The 17,207-nt window shown below is 71.4% G+C and carries 16 protein-coding genes and 1 riboswitch; of the genes, 12 read left to right on the forward strand and 4 right to left on the reverse strand.

Annotated features, from left to right (window positions below; translation table 11 throughout):
- Positions 1 to 74 precede the first annotated feature (74 nt).
- The 3 genes from glyA to gcvT all read right to left on the reverse strand — a co-directional run bounded on the left by glyA (position 75) and on the right by gcvT (position 3,018).
- The gene (gene glyA / locus A949_RS0110405; RefSeq protein WP_019355947.1) at positions 75 to 1,349 is read right to left on the reverse strand and encodes a serine hydroxymethyltransferase; all 1,275 of its coding nucleotides are present in this window, start codon (positions 1,347 to 1,349) and stop codon (positions 75 to 77) included.
- A 67-nt stretch (positions 1,350 to 1,416) separates the two neighbouring features.
- On the reverse strand, positions 1,417 to 1,797 hold the full coding sequence (gene gcvH / locus A949_RS0110410; RefSeq protein ID WP_019355948.1) for a glycine cleavage system protein GcvH: 381 nt from the start codon (positions 1,795 to 1,797) through the stop codon (positions 1,417 to 1,419).
- Positions 1,798 to 1,890: 93 nt separating this feature from the next.
- Complete coding sequence (gene gcvT, locus A949_RS0110415) at positions 1,891 to 3,018, reverse strand: glycine cleavage system aminomethyltransferase GcvT (RefSeq protein ID WP_019355949.1); 1,128 nt, start codon at positions 3,016 to 3,018, stop codon at positions 1,891 to 1,893.
- Positions 3,019 to 3,201: 183 nt separating this feature from the next.
- Positions 3,202 to 3,313: riboswitch (glycine riboswitch) on the reverse strand.
- A gap of 152 nt (positions 3,314 to 3,465) precedes the next feature.
- On the opposite strand from gcvT, the gene A949_RS33080 reads away from it, so the two are divergent.
- The gene (locus A949_RS33080) at positions 3,466 to 4,305 is read left to right on the forward strand and encodes an AAA family ATPase (RefSeq protein WP_432069496.1); all 840 of its coding nucleotides are present in this window, start codon (positions 3,466 to 3,468) and stop codon (positions 4,303 to 4,305) included.
- Here the strand turns inward: A949_RS33080 and A949_RS38045 are convergent.
- A complete protein-coding gene (locus A949_RS38045) occupies positions 4,283 to 4,873 on the reverse strand; it encodes a hypothetical protein (protein WP_019355951.1) in 591 nt (196 codons plus the stop codon). The genes A949_RS33080 and A949_RS38045 overlap by 23 nt on opposite strands.
- A 180-nt stretch (positions 4,874 to 5,053) precedes the next feature.
- Here A949_RS38045 and A949_RS0110430 point away from each other — a divergent pair, with 180 nt between their 5' ends.
- The 11 genes from A949_RS0110430 to A949_RS0110480 all read left to right on the forward strand — a co-directional run bounded on the left by A949_RS0110430 (position 5,054) and on the right by A949_RS0110480 (position 17,158).
- Positions 5,054 to 5,860 carry an enhanced serine sensitivity protein SseB gene (locus A949_RS0110430; protein WP_019355952.1) on the forward strand — a complete coding sequence of 269 codons (807 nt, stop codon included), beginning with the start codon at positions 5,054 to 5,056 and terminating at the stop codon, positions 5,858 to 5,860.
- Positions 5,861 to 6,055: 195 nt separating this feature from the next.
- On the forward strand, positions 6,056 to 6,847 hold the full coding sequence (locus A949_RS0110435; protein WP_019355953.1) for an enhanced serine sensitivity protein SseB C-terminal domain-containing protein: 792 nt from the start codon (positions 6,056 to 6,058) through the stop codon (positions 6,845 to 6,847).
- A 316-nt stretch (positions 6,848 to 7,163) separates the two neighbouring features.
- Positions 7,164 to 8,162 (forward strand): ABC transporter permease, encoded by a 999-nt coding sequence (locus tag A949_RS0110440; RefSeq protein WP_026004523.1) that lies wholly within the window; start codon positions 7,164 to 7,166, stop codon positions 8,160 to 8,162.
- 68 nt (positions 8,163 to 8,230) lie between these two features.
- Positions 8,231 to 9,982, forward strand: coding sequence for an ABC transporter substrate-binding protein (locus tag A949_RS0110445; RefSeq protein ID WP_051019453.1), 1,752 nt, complete (start codon positions 8,231 to 8,233; stop codon positions 9,980 to 9,982).
- Between the two features lie 160 nt (positions 9,983 to 10,142).
- On the forward strand, positions 10,143 to 11,141 hold the full coding sequence (locus tag A949_RS0110450) for an ABC transporter permease (RefSeq protein WP_019355956.1): 999 nt from the start codon (positions 10,143 to 10,145) through the stop codon (positions 11,139 to 11,141).
- Positions 11,138 to 12,361, forward strand: coding sequence for an ABC transporter ATP-binding protein (locus A949_RS0110455; RefSeq protein WP_019355957.1), 1,224 nt, complete (start codon positions 11,138 to 11,140; stop codon positions 12,359 to 12,361). Before A949_RS0110450 ends, A949_RS0110455 begins: the two co-directional genes overlap by 4 nt.
- A 26-nt stretch (positions 12,362 to 12,387) precedes the next feature.
- Positions 12,388 to 13,494 (forward strand): ABC transporter ATP-binding protein, encoded by a 1,107-nt coding sequence (locus A949_RS0110460; protein WP_037706115.1) that lies wholly within the window; start codon positions 12,388 to 12,390, stop codon positions 13,492 to 13,494.
- Positions 13,495 to 13,610: 116 nt separating this feature from the next.
- The gene (locus tag A949_RS0110465) at positions 13,611 to 14,306 is read left to right on the forward strand and encodes a trimeric intracellular cation channel family protein (RefSeq protein WP_019355959.1); all 696 of its coding nucleotides are present in this window, start codon (positions 13,611 to 13,613) and stop codon (positions 14,304 to 14,306) included.
- A 23-nt stretch (positions 14,307 to 14,329) separates the two neighbouring features.
- Positions 14,330 to 15,184 carry a thioesterase family protein gene (locus A949_RS0110470; protein ID WP_019355960.1) on the forward strand — a complete coding sequence of 285 codons (855 nt, stop codon included), beginning with the start codon at positions 14,330 to 14,332 and terminating at the stop codon, positions 15,182 to 15,184.
- Between the two features lie 125 nt (positions 15,185 to 15,309).
- Positions 15,310 to 15,786: a Dps family protein gene (locus A949_RS0110475; protein ID WP_019355961.1), complete on the forward strand. Its 477-nt coding sequence runs from the start codon at positions 15,310 to 15,312 to the stop codon at positions 15,784 to 15,786.
- A gap of 184 nt (positions 15,787 to 15,970) precedes the next feature.
- Positions 15,971 to 17,158: a cysteine desulfurase family protein gene (locus A949_RS0110480; RefSeq protein ID WP_019355962.1), complete on the forward strand. Its 1,188-nt coding sequence runs from the start codon at positions 15,971 to 15,973 to the stop codon at positions 17,156 to 17,158.
- Positions 17,159 to 17,207: the final 49 nt, after the last annotated feature.

Genomic DNA, 17,207 nt, shown 5'->3' on the forward strand with positions numbered 1-17,207 from the left:
CCGGAGGGGCCGGGTGCGGCCCCTCCGGCAGGGGAGGAGCCCCGCCGGGGGGCTCCGGGGAGTCCTGCGGGGGACTACTTGCCCAGCGTGGGGTACAGCGGGTGCTTCTCCGCGAGGGCGGTGACCCGCGCGGCGAGTGCCTTGCCCTTGGTGTCGTCGAAGCCCGGCAGCAGGGCCTCGGCGATGATGTCGGCGACCTCGGCGAAGTCCTCGTCCTGGAAGCCGCGGGTCGCCAGTGCGGGCGTCCCGATGCGCAGCCCGGAGGTCACCATCGGGGGCCGCGGGTCGTTGGGTACGGCGTTGCGGTTGACGGTGATGCCGACGTCGTGGAGCCGGTCCTCGGCCTGCTGCCCGTCCAGCTCGCTGTTGCGCAGGTCGACCAGGACCAGGTGGACGTCCGTGCCGCCGGAGAGCACCGAGACGCCGGCGCCGACGGTGTCCTCGCGCAGCAGGCGCTCGGCGAGGATCCGCGCGCCGGAGAGGGTGCGCCGCTGGCGGTCCTTGAAGTCGTCGCTGGCGGCGATCTTGAAGGCGACGGCCTTCGCGGCGATCACGTGCTCGAGCGGGCCGCCCTGCTGGCCCGGGAAGACCGCGGAGTTGATCTTCTTGGCGTACTCCTTCTTCGACAGGATCACCCCGCCGCGCGGACCCCCGAGGGTCTTGTGCGTGGTGGTCGTGACGATGTCCGCGTACGGCACCGGGGACGGGTGCAGCCCGGCGGCGACGAGGCCGGCGAAGTGCGCCATGTCCACCATCAGCAGCGCGCCCACCTCGTCGGCGACGCGGCGGAAGGCGGCGAAGTCGAGCTGGCGCGGGTAGGCGGACCAGCCCGCGATGATCAGCTGCGGGCGGTGCTCCTTGGCCAGCCGCTCGACCTCGTCCATGTCGACCCGGCCGGTCTGCTCGTCGACCTTGTAGGCGGCGACGTTGTAGAGCTTGCCGGAGAAATTGATCTTCATGCCGTGGGTGAGGTGCCCACCGTGCGCCAGATCCAGGCCCAGGATGGTGTCGCCCGGCTTGAGCAGCGCGAACATCGCCGCGGCGTTCGCCTGGGCGCCGGAGTGCGGCTGCACGTTGGCGGCCTCGGCGCCGAACAGCGCCTTGATCCGGTCGCGGGCCAGGTCCTCGACCACGTCGACGTACTCGCAGCCGCCGTAGTAGCGGCGCCCGGGGTAGCCCTCGGCGTACTTGTTCGTGAGGACCGAGCCCTGGGCCTCCATGGAGGCGACCGGAGCGAAGTTCTCCGAGGCGATCATCTCGAGGGTGGACTGCTGGCGGTTGAGTTCGGCGTCGACGGCGGCGGCGACGTCGGGGTCGACCTCGTGGAGAGAGCCGTTCAGAAGCGACATGGAAGAACCGTCCCTGGGAAGTGGCGGCGGGGTGGGCAGGCAGCCTCGGTCCCCCGAGGCGGACGCCTCAGTTGCCCGAGGCGAATGCGGCGTACTCGTCGGCCGAGAGCAGGTCGTCCGGCAGCGCGTCGACCTTCACCTTGAACAGCCAGCCGCCCTCCAGCGGGGCGGAGTTGACCAGCGCCGGGTCGTCCACCACGTCCTGGTTGATCTCGGTGATCTCGCCGGAGGCGGGGGAGTAGAGGTCGCTGACGGACTTGGTGGACTCCAGTTCGCCGCAGGTCTCGCCCGCGGTCACGGTGTCACCGACCTCGGGGAGCTGGACGAAGACGACGTCACCGAGGGCGCTGGCGGCGTGCTCGGTGATACCGACCGTCGCGACGCCGTCATCGGCGGCCGACAGCCACTCGTGCTCCTTGCTGTAGCGGAGCTGCTGGGGGTTGCTCATGAGTCTGATTCTCCCGGATGCGAAAGGTGCAGTGAACACGGTCTTGGCAGGTGGAACGGGGGGCGCGGGCCGCCCTTCGACGGCGGCGGGTGCTCAGGCCCGCTTGTAGAAGGGCAGCGCCACGACCTCGTACGGCTCGTGGGAGCCCCGGATGTCGACCGCGACCCCCTCCGTGCCGGGTTCGGCGTGTGCCGCGTCCACGTACGCCATGGCGATCGGCTTGCCCAGCGTCGGCGACGGCGCCCCGGAGGTGACTTCGCCCACAACCGCGCCGCCGGCGACCACGGGGTAGCCGGCGCGCGGCACCCGGCGGCCCTCGGAGACCAGCCCGACCAGCTTGCGCGGCGGCGCGGTGGCGGCCTTCTCGGCGGCAGCCGCCAGCGCGTCCCGTCCCACGAAGCGTCCCTCGTTCGAGGCCTTCTCGAACTTGACGATCCTGCCCAGCCCCGCGTCGAACGGGGTCAGCGCGGTGGACAGCTCGTGCCCGTACAGCGGCATCCCCGCCTCCAGGCGGAGCGTGTCGCGGCAGCTCAGCCCGCACGGGGTCAGCCCGGCCTCCCGGCCCGCCTCGGTCAGCGCCTCCCAGACCGCGACGGCGTCACCGGGCGAGACGAACAGCTCGAAGCCGTCCTCGCCGGTGTATCCCGTGCGGGCGATCAGCGCCGACTTGCCGGCGACCATGTCGCGCTCGCCGGCGTAGTAGCGCAGTCCGTCCACGTCGAACCCGGTCAGCTGCTTGAGGATGCCCGCGGCCGCCGGGCCCTGCACCGCGATGAGCGCGTAGCCGTCGCGGTCGTCCCGCACCTCGGCACCGAAGCCGTCCTGCCGCGCGACCAGCGCGTCCAGCACCGTCTGCGCGTTGGCGGCGTTGGCCACGACCAGGTACTCCTGGTCGTCCAGCCGGTAGACGATCAGGTCGTCGAGGATGCCGCCGTCCTCGTCGCAGATCATGGTGTAGCGGGCGCGGCCGACCGCCAGCTTGGACAGGTTGCCGACCAGCGCGTGGTCCAGCAGCTCGGCGGCCTGCGGCCCGGTCAGGGTGATCTCGCCCATGTGCGAGAGGTCGAAGAGGCCGGCGGTCGAGCGCACGGCCAGATGCTCCTCGCGCTCGCTGCCGTAGCGCAGCGGCATGTCCCAGCCCGCGAAGTCGGTCATGGTGGCGCCCAGCGCGCGGTGCGTGGCGTCCAGCGCGGTCTTGCGGGTGGCCGGTGGCTCAGTCATGCAGGCTCCCAGAGTCCCGATGAGTCCCCATGGGGGGATATGACGTGGATGTCCTCCCCATCTGTCATCGGAACCTGAGAGGTTCGCCGACAGCTCCCGAACGGCTGGAGCCCGGCTTGCACCTTGGGTGGGACCGCCGCTCCGCGCCGGGGCGGGGCACAGCGGTCCGCTTTTCAGATCTGCCTAGCCTGCGCGGTAACGGGGCCTGAGAGATTCAAGGGAGGATCTTGCTCCTTCGGCGCCCCGGCGTGCGCGTACTGCACACGCCTGCCGGGGACTCTCCCGCGCGGGTTCGAACGGCCGGTATGCAGTTTGGATGCGCACATCATGGCACGGGTGGGCGGGCCGTGGCTGCCCCCGCGGACCAGCTGTTCACCTTGAACCGCATTACTCCTTCTTTACATACTTGGGGCGGCGGCCGAACAGCCGCCAGGGGAGGGAGATCCAGTGGGCAGCCCGTGCCGTGCAGGAGCAGTACCGAGGGGCGCGCGAGCGGGCCCCGCAGCCCGCGCCGCGGTCCGGCACGATCTGCGCCGTACCGCCGGACCGTGGACGCTGCGCTATCCGGCCGGGGACGTGGTGGTGGTCTCCGGGCTGCCGGGCGGCGGCAAGTCCACCCTCATGCGGCGCGCGTTCCCGGCCCGGTCCGACGCGGTGCGCATCGACTCGCAGGACGCCCGCGAGCGCTGGGAGGCGCGGCTGCCGCGCTGGCTGCCGTACGGCGCCTACCGGCCCCTGGTACGGCTCGCGCACTACGCTGCGCTGCGCACGGCGCTCGGGTCGGGTGCGGCCGTCGTGGTGCACGACTGCGGCACCCAGAGCTGGGTCCGCCGCTGGCTGGCCCGGGACGCGGTGCGGCGCGGGCGCTCGCTCCATCTGCTGCTGCTCGACGTGCCCGCCGGGGACGCGCTGGCCGGGCAGACCGTGCGAGGCAGACGGGTGACCGGGTACGCCTTCCGGCGGCATCTGCGTGCCGTCGGAAGGCTGCGGGCCGCCGCCGAGGCCGCACGGCTGCCGCGCGGCTGCGTCTCCGCGGTGCTGCTGGACCGGGAGGCGGCAAGGGGAATGCGGTCCGTGTGCTTCGAGCCGCTGCCCGCCGCGGTGCCGCTGGTGCTCTCCCCGTGGGCGGGGCCGCCGGGCCCGGCCGTGCCGCCGTCCGTACCGCCGCCCGGAGGCGGGCGGACGCCCGCGGCCCCGGCACCCGCGAGGGGCGCCGGGGCCGCGGACGGGGACACCGGTGACCGGGTTCAGGGGGTGACCGGGGTCAGCGGCCCGCTGCCGGGGTGACCGGCTTGCCGAGCTGCTGCGCGGGGGACTGCTGCCCGGTCTGGCCGAGTGCGGGCTTGCCGGGCGCCTGCGGCCGCTGGGGCTGCTGTGCGGCGGGCTTCGCCGGCTTCCCGGGCTTCCCGGGCTTGGCAGGCTTCCCGGGCTTCCCGGGCTTGGCGGGCTCGCCGGGCTTCGCGGGCTCGCCGGGCTTCGCGGGCTGCTGCTCCTGGACCTGGTCGGACGGCTTCGCGGGCTTCGACGGCTCGGTGGGCTGCTGCTGTTCGGACGGCTTCTGCTGGCCGGACGGCTGCCGGCCGGGCTCGGGCGGCTTCGGGAGCTGGTGCTGCGCCATCGGGTCCTGCTGAGGGGCTGCGGGCTTCTGCTGCGGCGCCGACTGCCCCATGCCCTGGTCGTCCGACGGCTTCGGCTTGGCCTGCTCCGTCCCGGATCCCGGTCCGGCGGGCTGCTGGATGCCGGGCCGCTGCCCCGGGGCGTGGCCGGCCACCGGCGCGGCGGCGGCCGCACCCGCCGCGCCGAGGGCGAGCGAGCCGGCCAGGGTGACGGTGACGGCGATCCTGTTCACACGCATGTGCTCTCCTCCGATGGGCGTGCCGGGTGGCACGTATGGGGACGGAGTCCACCTTTCGGGCATCCGGTGCGGAACGCAACCGGGGCGTCGCTGTTCGTGTTCGTCCCGGTTCGTCCGGGGCCCGGGAGCGGTACTCCGGGGCCCCTCCGAGCGGGCGGGGATCATGGATAGGCTTGCCGTATGACAGTTCCCTCGCAGCCCCCGCAGCCCTCGCAGCCGCAGCACTTCGGGCCCGGGCACGGGGGCGGCTGGCCCGGCAACGAGCTGGAGGAAGCCCTGGCCGCCTCGCTCCAGGTGCCGCACGCGGGCGCCCGGCTGCTGGAGGTGCTGGGCCGCAGCAGTGTCTGGGTCCCGCTCCCGGACGGCGGCGACCGGGAGAGCCGGGAACTGGATCTGCCGACCATCGAGTTGGACGGCGCGGTCCACGTGCCGGTCTTCAGTTCCGAGCAGCAGTTCCTGAGCGTCGTCGGCGCCCATGTGTCCTTCACCGTCGCACCGGTCAGGGAATTCGCACGCGGCCTCCCCGCGGGGGTGGGCATCGCCGTGAACCCGGAGGGGACGGTGGGGGTTCCGCTCCCCGCCGAGGCCGTCGCCGAACTGTGTGCCAACACCCCCGCCGAGCAGGCCGCCACCGGAGCCGTGCGGGGTGCCCGGGTGCGGCTGTTCGAGCCGGACTGGCAGGACGACCCGCTCGCCTTCCTCGCCGCGGCCTCGACGGAGTTCGCCGCGCTCCCGGCCGTACGCAGCGCGCGCCGGGGCCTCGCCAGCACCGAGGGCGATCCGCCCTGCCTGTTCGTCGGCATAGAGCTCGACCTCCTCGATCCGGAGGCCCGGCAGGCCGCCCATGACGCGCTCGGCAGGGCGCTGCACGTGGCGCCGCCACGCTGGCCGGTCCAGATGGTGCTGCTCGATGCGGCGGACGACCCGGTCGTGGACTGGCTGCGGCAGTGCGTACGCCCGTTCTACGACCGCGAGACCCACGGCTGAGCGTGGTGCGAGGGGCGGTGGTGGACCGCGGTGCCGGTGAGGTGCCCACCGCGGCCCGGATGCGGAGCGGCACACGCCGGTTGCCGGACCCGAGCTGAGTACGAGTACCGATGTCCCGGTCCGCTCGTAAGCTGGTTGGATGGCGGTGCGGGGCGACGAGCCAGGAACGGCGGCAGAGGTGGAAAGGCGGCCCAGGTGAGCGCGGGTGAGAGCGTCGAGACGCTGCTGCGGCGGGTGGCGCCCGGCGGGCACGGCAGCCACGAGAGCTACGAGTCCTTGCTCCAGGCGCTCGCCGGCGGTCAGGTGTGGATGCTGCTGTGGAACGGGCAGGCCGGGTCCCCCGACGCGCAGTACGGCAACATGGACGTCGCCGGGTACGGCTACGCGCCCTGTGTCACCTCGGCCCAGGAGCTGGCGGCCTCCGGCTGGAACCGCGCCCACGAGGTCGTCGCAGGCCGGGAGATCGCCGCGGCCCTCTTCGCCGACCGCTGGGGGATCTGGCTGAATCCGCACGCTCCCGGCGGCGGCGTCGGCATCCCCTGGCTTGACCTGCGACGGATCGCGGTCGGCCTCGACCAGCTTCCCGCCGGGCCGCTGCGGATCAGCGAGCCGACCCTGGAAATCCCGCAGTTCTATGCGCTGCTGACGCAGAACGCGCACCGGACCCCCGTCGTCCGCTCGCTGCGCCGTGCCTGGGTGCGGCCCGCGCTGGGCGTCCCCTACCTGGCCGTGGGCCTCGACCTGTACGACAACGCCCCCGCCTCGATCGAGGCGGCCCGTCGGATGATGGCCCAGTCGGTGCTCGCGGTGCCCGACGGGCTCCCCGTCTCCAGCGTCGCGATGGCGGACGACTACGACCCCGTGGCCATGTGGATGCGCAGCCAGTCCCGGCCGTTCTTCGACCGGGACGCACACGCTCCGGCCGGATACGACGCCTCCCGGCCACCGGCTCCCGGCGCCGGTTACGGCTACCCGCGCGCCTTCTGAGCAGGGGCGGAATCCGGACGTATTTCCGGATCCGCAGACGGTCCAGATCAGGACAAAATCCCGACCCTCACACCGCTCAACGTCAATATCCGTCCGCATAACGGAACATGCTGCGTCACATCACAGTTGCGCATCCATTCCCCGGCAGGTCTGGCGACTGATCCTGAGCGCGATGAAGACTCCCGAGCCATAAGCCACCGGAAGGCCGCAGCCGGCCTCCCACCCACAACGGCTTTCGAATGTCTTCTGAACTCTGACCGCTACAGCGGTGTGCGTGGACTGGTCAACTGCCGGTCGAGAAGGGGTCCCCAACACGATGACGGCACCACTGCACGAGGAAACGATCGCGGAAACCGCGGCCGTGGAGCCGGCACCCGGCAAGGCCGAGAAGGCGATCGAGGGCCGCTCGCTCGGCCGGATCGCCTGGGAGCGGCTCAAGCGGGACAAGGTGGCGCTGCTCGGCGGCACGATCGTGCTGCTGCTGGTGCTGCTCGCGGTCTTCGCCCCGGTGCTCGCCGCGCTGACCGGACAGTCGCCGAACGAGCGCCACGAAGACCTGATCGATCCGCTCTTCAGCACCCCCAACGGCGCGCTGGGCGGGATGTCCGCCGACCACCTGCTCGGCGTGGAGCCGGTCAGCGGCCGCGACATCCTCACCCGGATCGTCTACGGAGCGCGCGTCTCGATCCTCGTCGGCTTCCTCTCCGCCTTCGTCGCCGTCATCTTCGGCACCATCCTGGGCACCCTCGCCGGCTACTTCGGCGGCTGGCTGGACGCGCTGATCAGCCGGGTGATGGACATGCTGCTGGCCTTCCCGCAGCTGCTGTTCATCATCTCCCTGATCTCCGTGATGCCCAACGACCTGCTCGGCCTGACCGGCACGGGCGTGCGGCTGCTGGTGATGATCCTGGTGATCGGCTTCTTCGGCTGGCCCTACATCGGCCGGATCGTGCGCGGCCAGGTGCTCTCGCTGCGCGAGCGGGAGTACATCGAGGCCGCCCGCAGCCTGGGGGCCGGCCGCGGCTACATCATCGGCAAGGAACTGCTGCCCAACCTGGTCGCGCCGATCACCGTCTACATGACGCTGATGATCCCGACCAACATCCTCACCGAGGCGGCGCTCAGCTTCCTGGGCGTGGGTGTCAAGCCGCCGACCGCCTCGTGGGGCTCGATGCTCTCGGACGCGGTGACGTACTACGAGTCCGACCCGATGTACATGATCATTCCCGGCGTCGCCATCTTCATCACGGTGCTCGCCTTCAACCTCTTCGGCGACGGCGTACGCGACGCACTGGACCCGAAGGGCACCCGTTGATCCCCCATCCCAGACCCCGGACCCGCCCAGCTCGTGCGGGCCGTGACCTATCACGGAGGTTGCGAGACGTGAAACCCCTACGCACATCGAGGCGCCGGTTGGCCGCGCTCTCGGCTGTTGCCGCCGCCACGCTGCTGGCCACCTCGGCCTGCGGCGGGGGCGACAGCGACAAGGAGGGCGGCGGCGAGTACAACGCGGGCGTCAACAAGGTCGCCAACGCCTCCAGCAAAAAGGGCGGGACCCTGAAGTTCGTGGGTGTCCAGGACGCCGACTCCTGGGACACCACCCGCATGTACTACGGCTTCGTCTTCGACTTCTCGCGGTTCTACAGCCGCCAGCTGGTGAGCTACACCCCCAAGCCCGGCAAGAAGAGCCTGGACCTGAAGCCCGACCTGGCCACGGACAACGCGCAGATATCCGAGGACGGCAAGGTCTACAAGTACACCCTGAAGAACGGCCTGAAGTGGGAGGACGGCAAGCCGATCACCTCCCAGGACGTCAAGTACGGCATCGAGCGCCAGTGGGCCCAGAAGACCCTCTCCGGCGGCCCGACCTACATCAAGGACGTCCTCGACCCGGACGGCAAGTGGAAGGGTCCCTACGAGGACGAGGGCGGCTTCGACGCCATCAAGACGCCCGACGACAAGACCATCGAGTTCCACCTGCCGAAGGCCAACGGCGACTTCGAGCAGATGCTGGCGATGCCCACCAACTCGCCGGTGCGCAAGGACAAGGACACCAAGTCCAAGTACACGCTGCGCCCCTTCTCCTCGGGTCCGTACAAGTTCAAGTCGTACACCCCGAACAAGTCGCTGCTCCTGGTCCGCAACAAGAACTGGGACCGCAACAGCGACACGCTGCGCAAGGCGCTGCCGGACAAGATCAAGGTCACGCTGCTCACCAACCCGGACGAGCGCGACAAGCGCCTGATCAACGGTGACGCGGACCTCGACCTCAACCAGCGCGGCATGGAGGTCCAGGGCCGGCAGACCGCCCTCAAGCAGCACAAGGGCAACGTGGACAACCCGCAGACCGGGTTCATCTCGTACGTGGCCTTCCCGCAGAGCGTGAAGCCCTTCGACAACATCCACTGCCGCAAGGCCGCCATCTACGGCACCAACCACAAGTCGGTGCAGACCGCCCGCGGTGGCCCGACCGCCGGTGGCGAGCTGGCCGTGAACATGCTGCCGCCCACCGTTCCGGGCGCCGACCAGAACGACGACCAGTACGGCATCCGCAAGAACGGCGGAGCCGCCGACGTCGCGAAGGCCAAGGAAGAGCTCGAGAAGTGCGGTAAGCCGAACGGCTTCAAGACCACCCTGGCGGTGCGCAACACCGACAAGGCCGACGTGAAGTCCGCCGAGGCCATCCAGGCGTCGCTGAAGAAGGTCGGCATCAAGGTCGAGCTGGACGAGTTCGACGGCTCGCAGGGCTCCTCGATCGTCGGCAACCAGGCCACGGTCAAGCGCAAGGGCTACGGCATGATCCTGTACGGCTGGGGCCCCGACTTCCCCAGCGGCCAGGGCTACGGCATCGAGCTGTGGCACAGCTCCAAGATCCGTGACAACGGCAACAACAACTACGCGCTGATCGACGACCCGAAGATCGACAAGGGTCTCGAGGACGCCATCGCCGAGCTCGACCCGGCGAAGGCAGCCGAGAAGTACGCCGAGGTCAACCACCGGGTCATGGAGGGCGGCTACTACCTGCCGCTCACCTACCTGAAGGTCGTCCAGTGGCGCTCGGACCGGCTCACGAACGTCTACGCGGCCGACTCCTTCAGCGGCTGGTACGACTTCGCGTCCCTCGGCGTCAAGTGACCCCGAGGGTCCACGGACCCTCGAAGTTCGCCACCGACATCACCATCTGACGGCGCCACCCGCCGCTGGCACGAAGGGCAGGTGAAGGCCGCTACGGGCGGCCCGGCCGCCGACTCCCGACCGGGGAGCGGCCGGGCCGCCGCCGGGCGGCCGGAGAGCAGTGCTCACATACCTCATCAGGCGGCTGTTCGCCGTCGCAGTGATGCTGGTCGTCATCATCCTGGCGGTCTTCTGCATCTTCTTTCTGATCCCCAAGTGGTCGGGGATCGATCCGGCCACCATGTTCGTCGGTAAGCAGGCCGACAAGGAGAGCGTCGAAGCCGTTCGCGAGAAGCTCCAGCTGGACGATCCGGTCCTGGTCCAGCTCTTCGAGTTCTTCAAGGGCATTTTCGCCGGCCGGGACTACACCTCCGGTGGCGACACGACGCACTGCTCCGCCCCCTGCTTCGGATACTCCTTCCGCACCGAGCAGGAGATCTGGCCGGTGCTGACCGACCGGCTTCCGGTCACCCTCTCCCTGGCGCTGGGCGCTGCCGTCATCTGGCTGATCATCGGCCTGACCGTCGGCGTGCTCTCCGCACTCAAGCGCGGCAGCCTCTGGGACCGGCTCGCCATGACCGGCGCGCTGGCCGGCGTCTCGCTGCCCGTCTACTTCACCGGTCTGATCTCGCTGGCCGTGTTCGCCTACCAGCTCGACCTGGTGAGCAACACCTTCACCCCGTTCGGCGACGATCCCGTCAAGTGGTTCAGCGGCATGATCCTGCCCTGGGTCACCCTCGCCTTCCTCTTCGGCGCCATGTACGCCCGGCTGACCCGGGCGACCATGCTGGAGGTGATGGGCGAGGACTACATCCGTACCGCCCGCGCCAAGGGGCTCAAGGAACCGGTCGTCATCGGCAAGCACGCCATGCGCTCCACCATGACGCCGGTCCTCACGCTCCTCGGTATCGACATCGGCGCCCTGATGGGCGGCGCGATCCTCACCGAGACCACCTTCAGCATCCCCGGACTCGGGCAGGCCGTGCTCAAGGCGATCACCGATCGCGACCTCCCGCTGATCCTGGGCGTCACCCTCATCACCGCAACCGCCGTCGTCATCGCGAATCTCATCGTGGACCTGCTGTACGGCGTGATCGACCCACGAGTGAGGCTGGGATGACCGACCACGAGCACAAGTCCCACAAGGACACCGAGACCGGCCCGGACGCCACCCGCGCGGACGCGCCGCCGGCGGCCGCCGCCACCGGCGCTGCCGGGGCCGCGATCCCCGAGCAGGGCACGGCAGCGGACCTGACCGGTTCCGGCACCGCGCCCGGCGAACCCGAGCTGGACCAGCGGCCCCCGTCCTCCTTCCTGGAGGTGCGCGACCTGCGGGTGCACTTCCCCACCCAGGACGGCGTGGTCAAGTCCGTCGACGGGCTCACCTTCTCGCTGGAGAAGGGCAAGACCCTCGGCATCGTCGGCGAGTCGGGCTCCGGCAAGTCCGTCACCTCGCTCGGCATCATGGGCCTGCACACGGTCGGCCAGTACGGCAGGCAGCGCCCGCAGCTCTCGGGCGAGATCTGGCTGGACGGCCAGGAGCTGCTCACCGCCGACGCGGAGACGGTGCGCAAGCTGCGCGGCCGCGAGATCTCCATGATCTTCCAGGACCCGCTCTCGGCGCTGCACCCCTTCTTCACGGTGGGCCACCAGATCGTCGAGGCGTACCGCGTCCACCACGACGTCGACAAGAAGACGGCCCGCAGGCGCGCGATCGAGCTGCTGGACCGGGTGGGCATCCCCGAGCCCGGCAAGCGGGTCGACAGCTACCCGCACGAGTTCTCCGGCGGGATGCGGCAGCGCGCGATGATCGCGATGTCGCTGGTCAACAACCCCGAACTGCTGATCGCCGACGAGCCCACCACGGCGCTCGACGTGACGGTCCAGGCGCAGATCCTGGACCTGATCCGGGATCTGCAGCAGGAGTTCGGCTCGGCCGTCATCATCATCACCCACGACCTGGGCGTCGTCGCCGAGCTCTCGGACGACATCCTGGTGATGTACGGCGGGCGCTGTGTCGAGTACGGCACCGCCGAGCAGGTCTTCTACGAGCCGCAGCACCCCTACACCTGGGGCCTGCTGGGCTCCATGCCGCGCATCGACCGGGACCGGGCCGACCGGCTCATCCCCGTCAAGGGCTCGCCGCCCAGCCTCATCAACGTCCCGTCCGGCTGCGCCTTCAACCCGCGCTGCCCGTACGCGGACGTCCCCGGGGACGACGTGACCCGCACCGTCCGGCCGGAGCTGCACGAGGTCAAGGACGGGCACCTGGCCGCCTGCCACATGGCGCAGGAGGACCGGGAGCGGATCTGGAACGAAGAGATTGCCCCGAAGCTGTGAGCGGCGTGAGTGAGGACGACGAGCCGATGACGAAACCCGTGAAGTCCCCGGGCTCCGAGCCGACGGCCGACTCCGCGGCAGCGCCGGACCAGGGCGAGACGCTGCTGCGGGTCAGCGGCCTCAAGAAGCACTTCCCCATCCACAAGGGCCTCTTCAAGCGGCAGGTGGGGGCGGTGCAGGCGGTCGACGGCATCGACTTCGAGGTCCGCGCCGGGGAAACCCTCGGCGTCGTGGGCGAGTCGGGCTGCGGCAAGTCGACGATGGGCCGGCTGATCACCCGGCTGCTGGAGCCCACCGCGGGCTCCATCGAGTTCGAGGGCCGCGACATCACCCATCTGGGCGTCAGCGGAATGCGCCCGCTGCGGCGCGACGTGCAGATGATCTTCCAGGACCCGTACTCCTCGCTGAACCCCCGGCACACGGTCGGCGCCATCGTCAGCGCGCCGTTCAAGCTCCAGGGGGTGCAGCCGGAGGGCGGTGTCAAGAAGGAGGTCCAGCGGCTGCTGGGGGTGGTCGGGCTCAGCCCCGAGCACTACAACCGCTACCCGCACGAGTTCTCCGGCGGGCAGCGGCAGCGCATCGGCATCGCCCGCGCCCTGGCGCTCAGCCCGAAGCTGGTGGTGGCCGACGAGCCGGTCTCGGCGCTGGACGTCTCCATCCAGGCGCAGGTCGTCAACCTCCTGGACGATCTGCAGGCGGAGCTCGGCCTCACCTACGTGATCATCGCGCACGACCTGTCCGTCATCCGGCACGTCTCGGACCGGATCGCGGTGATGTACCTCGGCAAGATCGTGGAGCTGACCGACCGGCAGTCGCTCTACAACACGCCGATGCACCCCTACACCAAGGCGCTGATGTCGGCGGTGCCGGTGCCCGACCCGCGGCGCAAGGCGGCGGACAGCCGGGAGCGGATCCTGCTGCAGGGCGATGTGCCCTCGCCGATGAACCCGCCGACCGGCTGCCGCTTCCACACCCGCTGCTGGAAGGCCACGGAGGTCTGCAAGACCAAGGAGCCGCCGCTGATCCCGCTGGCGACGGGCCACAACGTGGCCTGCCACCACCCGGAGAACGCGCCGGACCAGGAGCCGGGAGACACCGCGCTGCTGAGCGGCAGCGCCACCGCCAAGCGCTGACCCGCCACCGGAGGGGCTGGTTCCACAGCCCCTCCGGGGCCGGCGCCGCGGCCTTCGGGGCGGTGCAGGCGGGAGCCGGGGCGAGGCGCCGGGGGCGGTCCGGATACAAAGGAGCGGTGGAATCCCTCTTCAGTCCTCCGCTCCAACACTGGCTGGACATCGCCGGCATCTTCGTCTTCGCCGTCTCCGGGGCGCTGCTGGCCGTCCGCCGCAACTTCGACGTCTTCGGCATCGCCGTCCTCGCCGAGGTCACCGGCCTGGGCGGCGGCCTCTTCCGGGACGTGGTCATCGGTGCCGTCCCTCCGGCGGCCTTCACCGATCTCGGCTACTTCCTCACCCCGCTCGTCTCGGCCGCACTGGTCTTCTTCCTCCATCCGGAGGTGGAGCGGATCAACAAGGCGGTCAATGTCTTCGACGCGGCGGGGCTGGGGCTCTTCTGCGTGACGGGCACGCTCAAGGCCGACGAGTACGGGCTCAGCCTGACCTCCTCGGTCGTGATGGGGCTGGCCACGGCGGCGGGCGGCGGCGTGCTGCGTGACGTGCTGGCGAACGAGGTGCCCTCGCTGCTGCGCTGGGACCGGGAGGTCTACGCGGTTCCCGCGGTCATCGGGTCCAGCGCCGTGGCGCTGCTGATCCACCTGGACGCGGTACGTCCCGCCACGGCGGTGGGCGCGGCGCTGCTGGCGTTCGTGCTGCGGCTGCTGGCCCTGCACTACAACTGGCGGGCGCCGCGGGCGTGGAAGCGCAGCAGCGCGAAGGTGGACGCGGAGGCGGCGGGGGGTACCCCGGAGCCACCCCCTACCGAGCAGTAACAAATTCGGTGTACCGTCTCCCCATGTCCGACGCACCGTCCTGCACCGCCGTATCCGCCGCTCCCGCCGGCAGCAGCGAGTTCGACCGCGACACCGCGGTCCGCACCCTGCGGCCCGGCGTCCACGAGGCGCAGCTCTCCCCGGGCTGGGCCATCGGCACCGCCCTGAACGGCGGCTACCTGCTGGCCGTGGTGGGCCGCGCGCTGCGCCAGGCCCTCCCGCACCCGGACCCGTTCACCGTCACGGCCCACTACCTCACGGCCACCACCGCGGGACCCGCCACCGTCCGTACTTCGGTGGCCCGCGGCGGGCGCACCGTCTCCACCGCCTCGGCCGGGCTCTTCCAGCGGGACGAGGGTGGTACGGAGGTGGAGCGGATCCGGGTCCTGGCGACCTACGGCGAACTGGACGCGCTCCGCGGCGAGGTGCGCACCAGCGCCGAGCCGCCCGCGGTCCCGCCGCAGGAGCAGTGCTTCCGGGCCACCGACCACCCCGGCGGCGACGCCGCCGTACCCGAGATGGGGCGCCGGCTCGACCTGCGCCTCGACCCCGAGACCTGCGGCTGGGCGCTGGGCGCGCCCAGCATGCGCGGCCAGATCCGCGGCTGGCTCGGACTCGCCGACGGGCGCGACCCGGACCCGCTCTCGCTGCTGATGGCGGTCGACGCGCTGCCGCCCACCGGCTTCGACCTGGGGCTCACCGGCTGGGTGCCCACCGTCGAGCTCACCGTCCATGTGCGCGCCCGCCCGGCGCCCGGTCCGCTGCGCATCGCCATCACCACCCGCAACCTGGCGGGCGGATTCCTGGAGGAGGACGCCGAGGTGTGGGACTCCGCCGACCGCCTGGTCGCGCAGTCCCGGCAGCTGGCCCGCGCCTAGCGCGGGCGGGACGGGCGGCCGAGGGGGCGGCCCGGGTGACAGGCGCGGGCGCCTCGATGTCCCTTTTCGTGCGATGTGCTTACGTAGGTCGGGAAAGTTTGCCTGCCCGAGAGAAAGCGACGCACGTGACCTACACAGTGAAGAGCACGCTTCCGGAATCGGACCTCCAGACCGTCGCCGAGGCGCTGCAGGGCACGCTGTTGGACCTCATCGACCTCTCCCTCGCCGCCAAGCAGATCCACTGGAACGTGGTGGGGCCGCGCTTCCGCTCCATCCACCTCCAGCTCGACGAGGTCGTCGACACGGCCCGGCAGTACTCCGACACCGTCGCCGAGCGGGCCTCCGCGCTGGGCATCAGCCCCGACGGCCGCTCCACCACCGTCGCCGGCGGCAGCGCCGTCAACACCGTCAAGGAGGGCTGGCTCCCCGACAACGACGCGGTCCGCCTGATGGTCGAGGCCCTCGGCGCCGTCATCACCAAGGCCCGGGAACGGATGAAGGCCGTCGGTCCGGTCGACCCGGTCACCGAGGACGTCTTCATCCAGCTCACCGGCGTCCTGGAGAAGGAGCACTGGATGTTCCAGGCGGAGAACCGCGGCTGAGCCGCTCCGGGCCGGCACCGGTCGGGCCCCGGATCCGCCCGGCGGGCGGGTTCCGCTGTCCGCGGGCCGCGGCGCGGGCGCCCGGGACTCCCGGCCGGCTCCGGACGGGAGCACGGACGACGAGACGCGTACGCTGCCACGCGCCGGTCGTGCGCCCCGTGGGGAACCGTAGGATTGGGGAACCATGGCTGACTCCGCCCACCCCGTCTATCTCGACCACGCCGCCACCACGCCCATGTGGCCCGAAGCGGTGCGGACGATGACCGAACAGCTCGCGGTCGTCGGCAACGCCTCCTCGCTGCACGGCGCGGGACGGCGGGCCCGGCGCACGGTGGAGGAGGCCCGCGAGTCGCTCGCGGCCTCGCTCGGGGCACGCCCCAGCGAGGTCGTCTTCACCGCGGGCGGGACCGAGGCGGACAACCTCGCCGTCAAGGGGCTCTACTGGGCCCGCCGGGACGAGGACGCCCGCCGCACCCGGGTGCTGGCCGGGCCGGTGGAGCACCACGCCGTGCTGGACGCCGTCGAGTGGCTGGCCGAGCACGAGGGCGCCCGCCTGGAGTGGCTGCCGGTGGACGCGTACGGCCGGGTGCACCCGGAGGCGCTGCGCGAGGCCATCGCCCGCGATCCCTCCGACGTCGCGCTGGCCACCGTCATGTGGGCGAACAACGAGATCGGCACGGTCACCCGGATACCGGAACTCGCCGAGGTCGCCGCCGAGTTCGATGTGCCGCTGCACTCGGACGCGGTACAGGCGTTCGGCCAGCTCGACCTCTCCTTCAGCGGGTCCGGGCTCGCCTCGATGGCCGTCACCGGTCACAAGACCGGCGGCCCCTACGGGGTCGGCGCGCTGCTGCTGCGGCGCGCGTACGCGCCGGTGCCGCTGCTGCACGGCGGGGGCCAGGAGCGGCACGTACGCTCCGGCACGCTGGACACCCCGGCCATCGCCGCGTTCGCCACGGCCGGACGGGTCTCCGTCGAGCGGCGGGCCGACTTCGTCCGCGAGGTGGGCGGCCTGCGGGACGCGCTGGTGGCCGCCGTCCGTGACGCCGTACCGGACGCGGTGCTCAACGGCGACCCGGATCCGGCCGGGCGGCTCGCGGCCAACGCGCACTTCTCCTTCCCGGGCTGCGAGGGGGACTCACTGCTGCTGCTCCTGGACGCGCAGGGGATCGCGTGTTCGACCGGCTCGGCCTGCACGGCGGGCGTCGCCCAGCCCAGCCATGTGCTGCTGGCCACCGGCACCGAACCCGACCTCGCCCGGGGCACCCTCCGCTTCTCGCTGGGCCACACCACCACCAAGGCGGACGTGGACGCGCTGGCGCAGGCGATCGGCCCGGTCGTCGAGCGGGCCCGCACCGCGGGGCTGAGCTAGCCGCACCGGACGACGCCGCACGCCCGGCCATCCGCCCGGGCGGTCACCC

Origin of the sequence: Streptomyces sp. AA1529, from assembly GCF_000280905.1 — a bacterium.
Taxonomy (GTDB): Bacteria; Actinomycetota; Actinomycetes; order Streptomycetales; family Streptomycetaceae; genus Streptomyces.

Coding starts and splice junctions, on each gene's coding strand:
- glyA (WP_019355947.1), bottom strand. CDS start 1,349: ATGTCGCTTCTGAACGGCTCTCTCCACGAGGTCGACCCCGACGTCGCC.
- gcvH (WP_019355948.1), bottom strand. CDS start 1,797: ATGAGCAACCCCCAGCAGCTCCGCTACAGCAAGGAGCACGAGTGGCTG.
- gcvT (WP_019355949.1), bottom strand. CDS start 3,018: ATGACTGAGCCACCGGCCACCCGCAAGACCGCGCTGGACGCCACGCAC.
- A949_RS38045 (WP_019355951.1), bottom strand. CDS start 4,873: ATGCGTGTGAACAGGATCGCCGTCACCGTCACCCTGGCCGGCTCGCTC.
- A949_RS0110430 (WP_019355952.1), top strand. CDS start 5,054: ATGACAGTTCCCTCGCAGCCCCCGCAGCCCTCGCAGCCGCAGCACTTC.
- A949_RS0110440 (WP_026004523.1), top strand. CDS start 7,164: ATGACGGCACCACTGCACGAGGAAACGATCGCGGAAACCGCGGCCGTG.
- A949_RS0110455 (WP_019355957.1), top strand. CDS start 11,138: ATGACCGACCACGAGCACAAGTCCCACAAGGACACCGAGACCGGCCCG.
- A949_RS0110460 (WP_037706115.1), top strand. CDS start 12,388: ATGACGAAACCCGTGAAGTCCCCGGGCTCCGAGCCGACGGCCGACTCC.
- A949_RS0110470 (WP_019355960.1), top strand. CDS start 14,330: ATGTCCGACGCACCGTCCTGCACCGCCGTATCCGCCGCTCCCGCCGGC.
- A949_RS0110480 (WP_019355962.1), top strand. CDS start 15,971: ATGGCTGACTCCGCCCACCCCGTCTATCTCGACCACGCCGCCACCACG.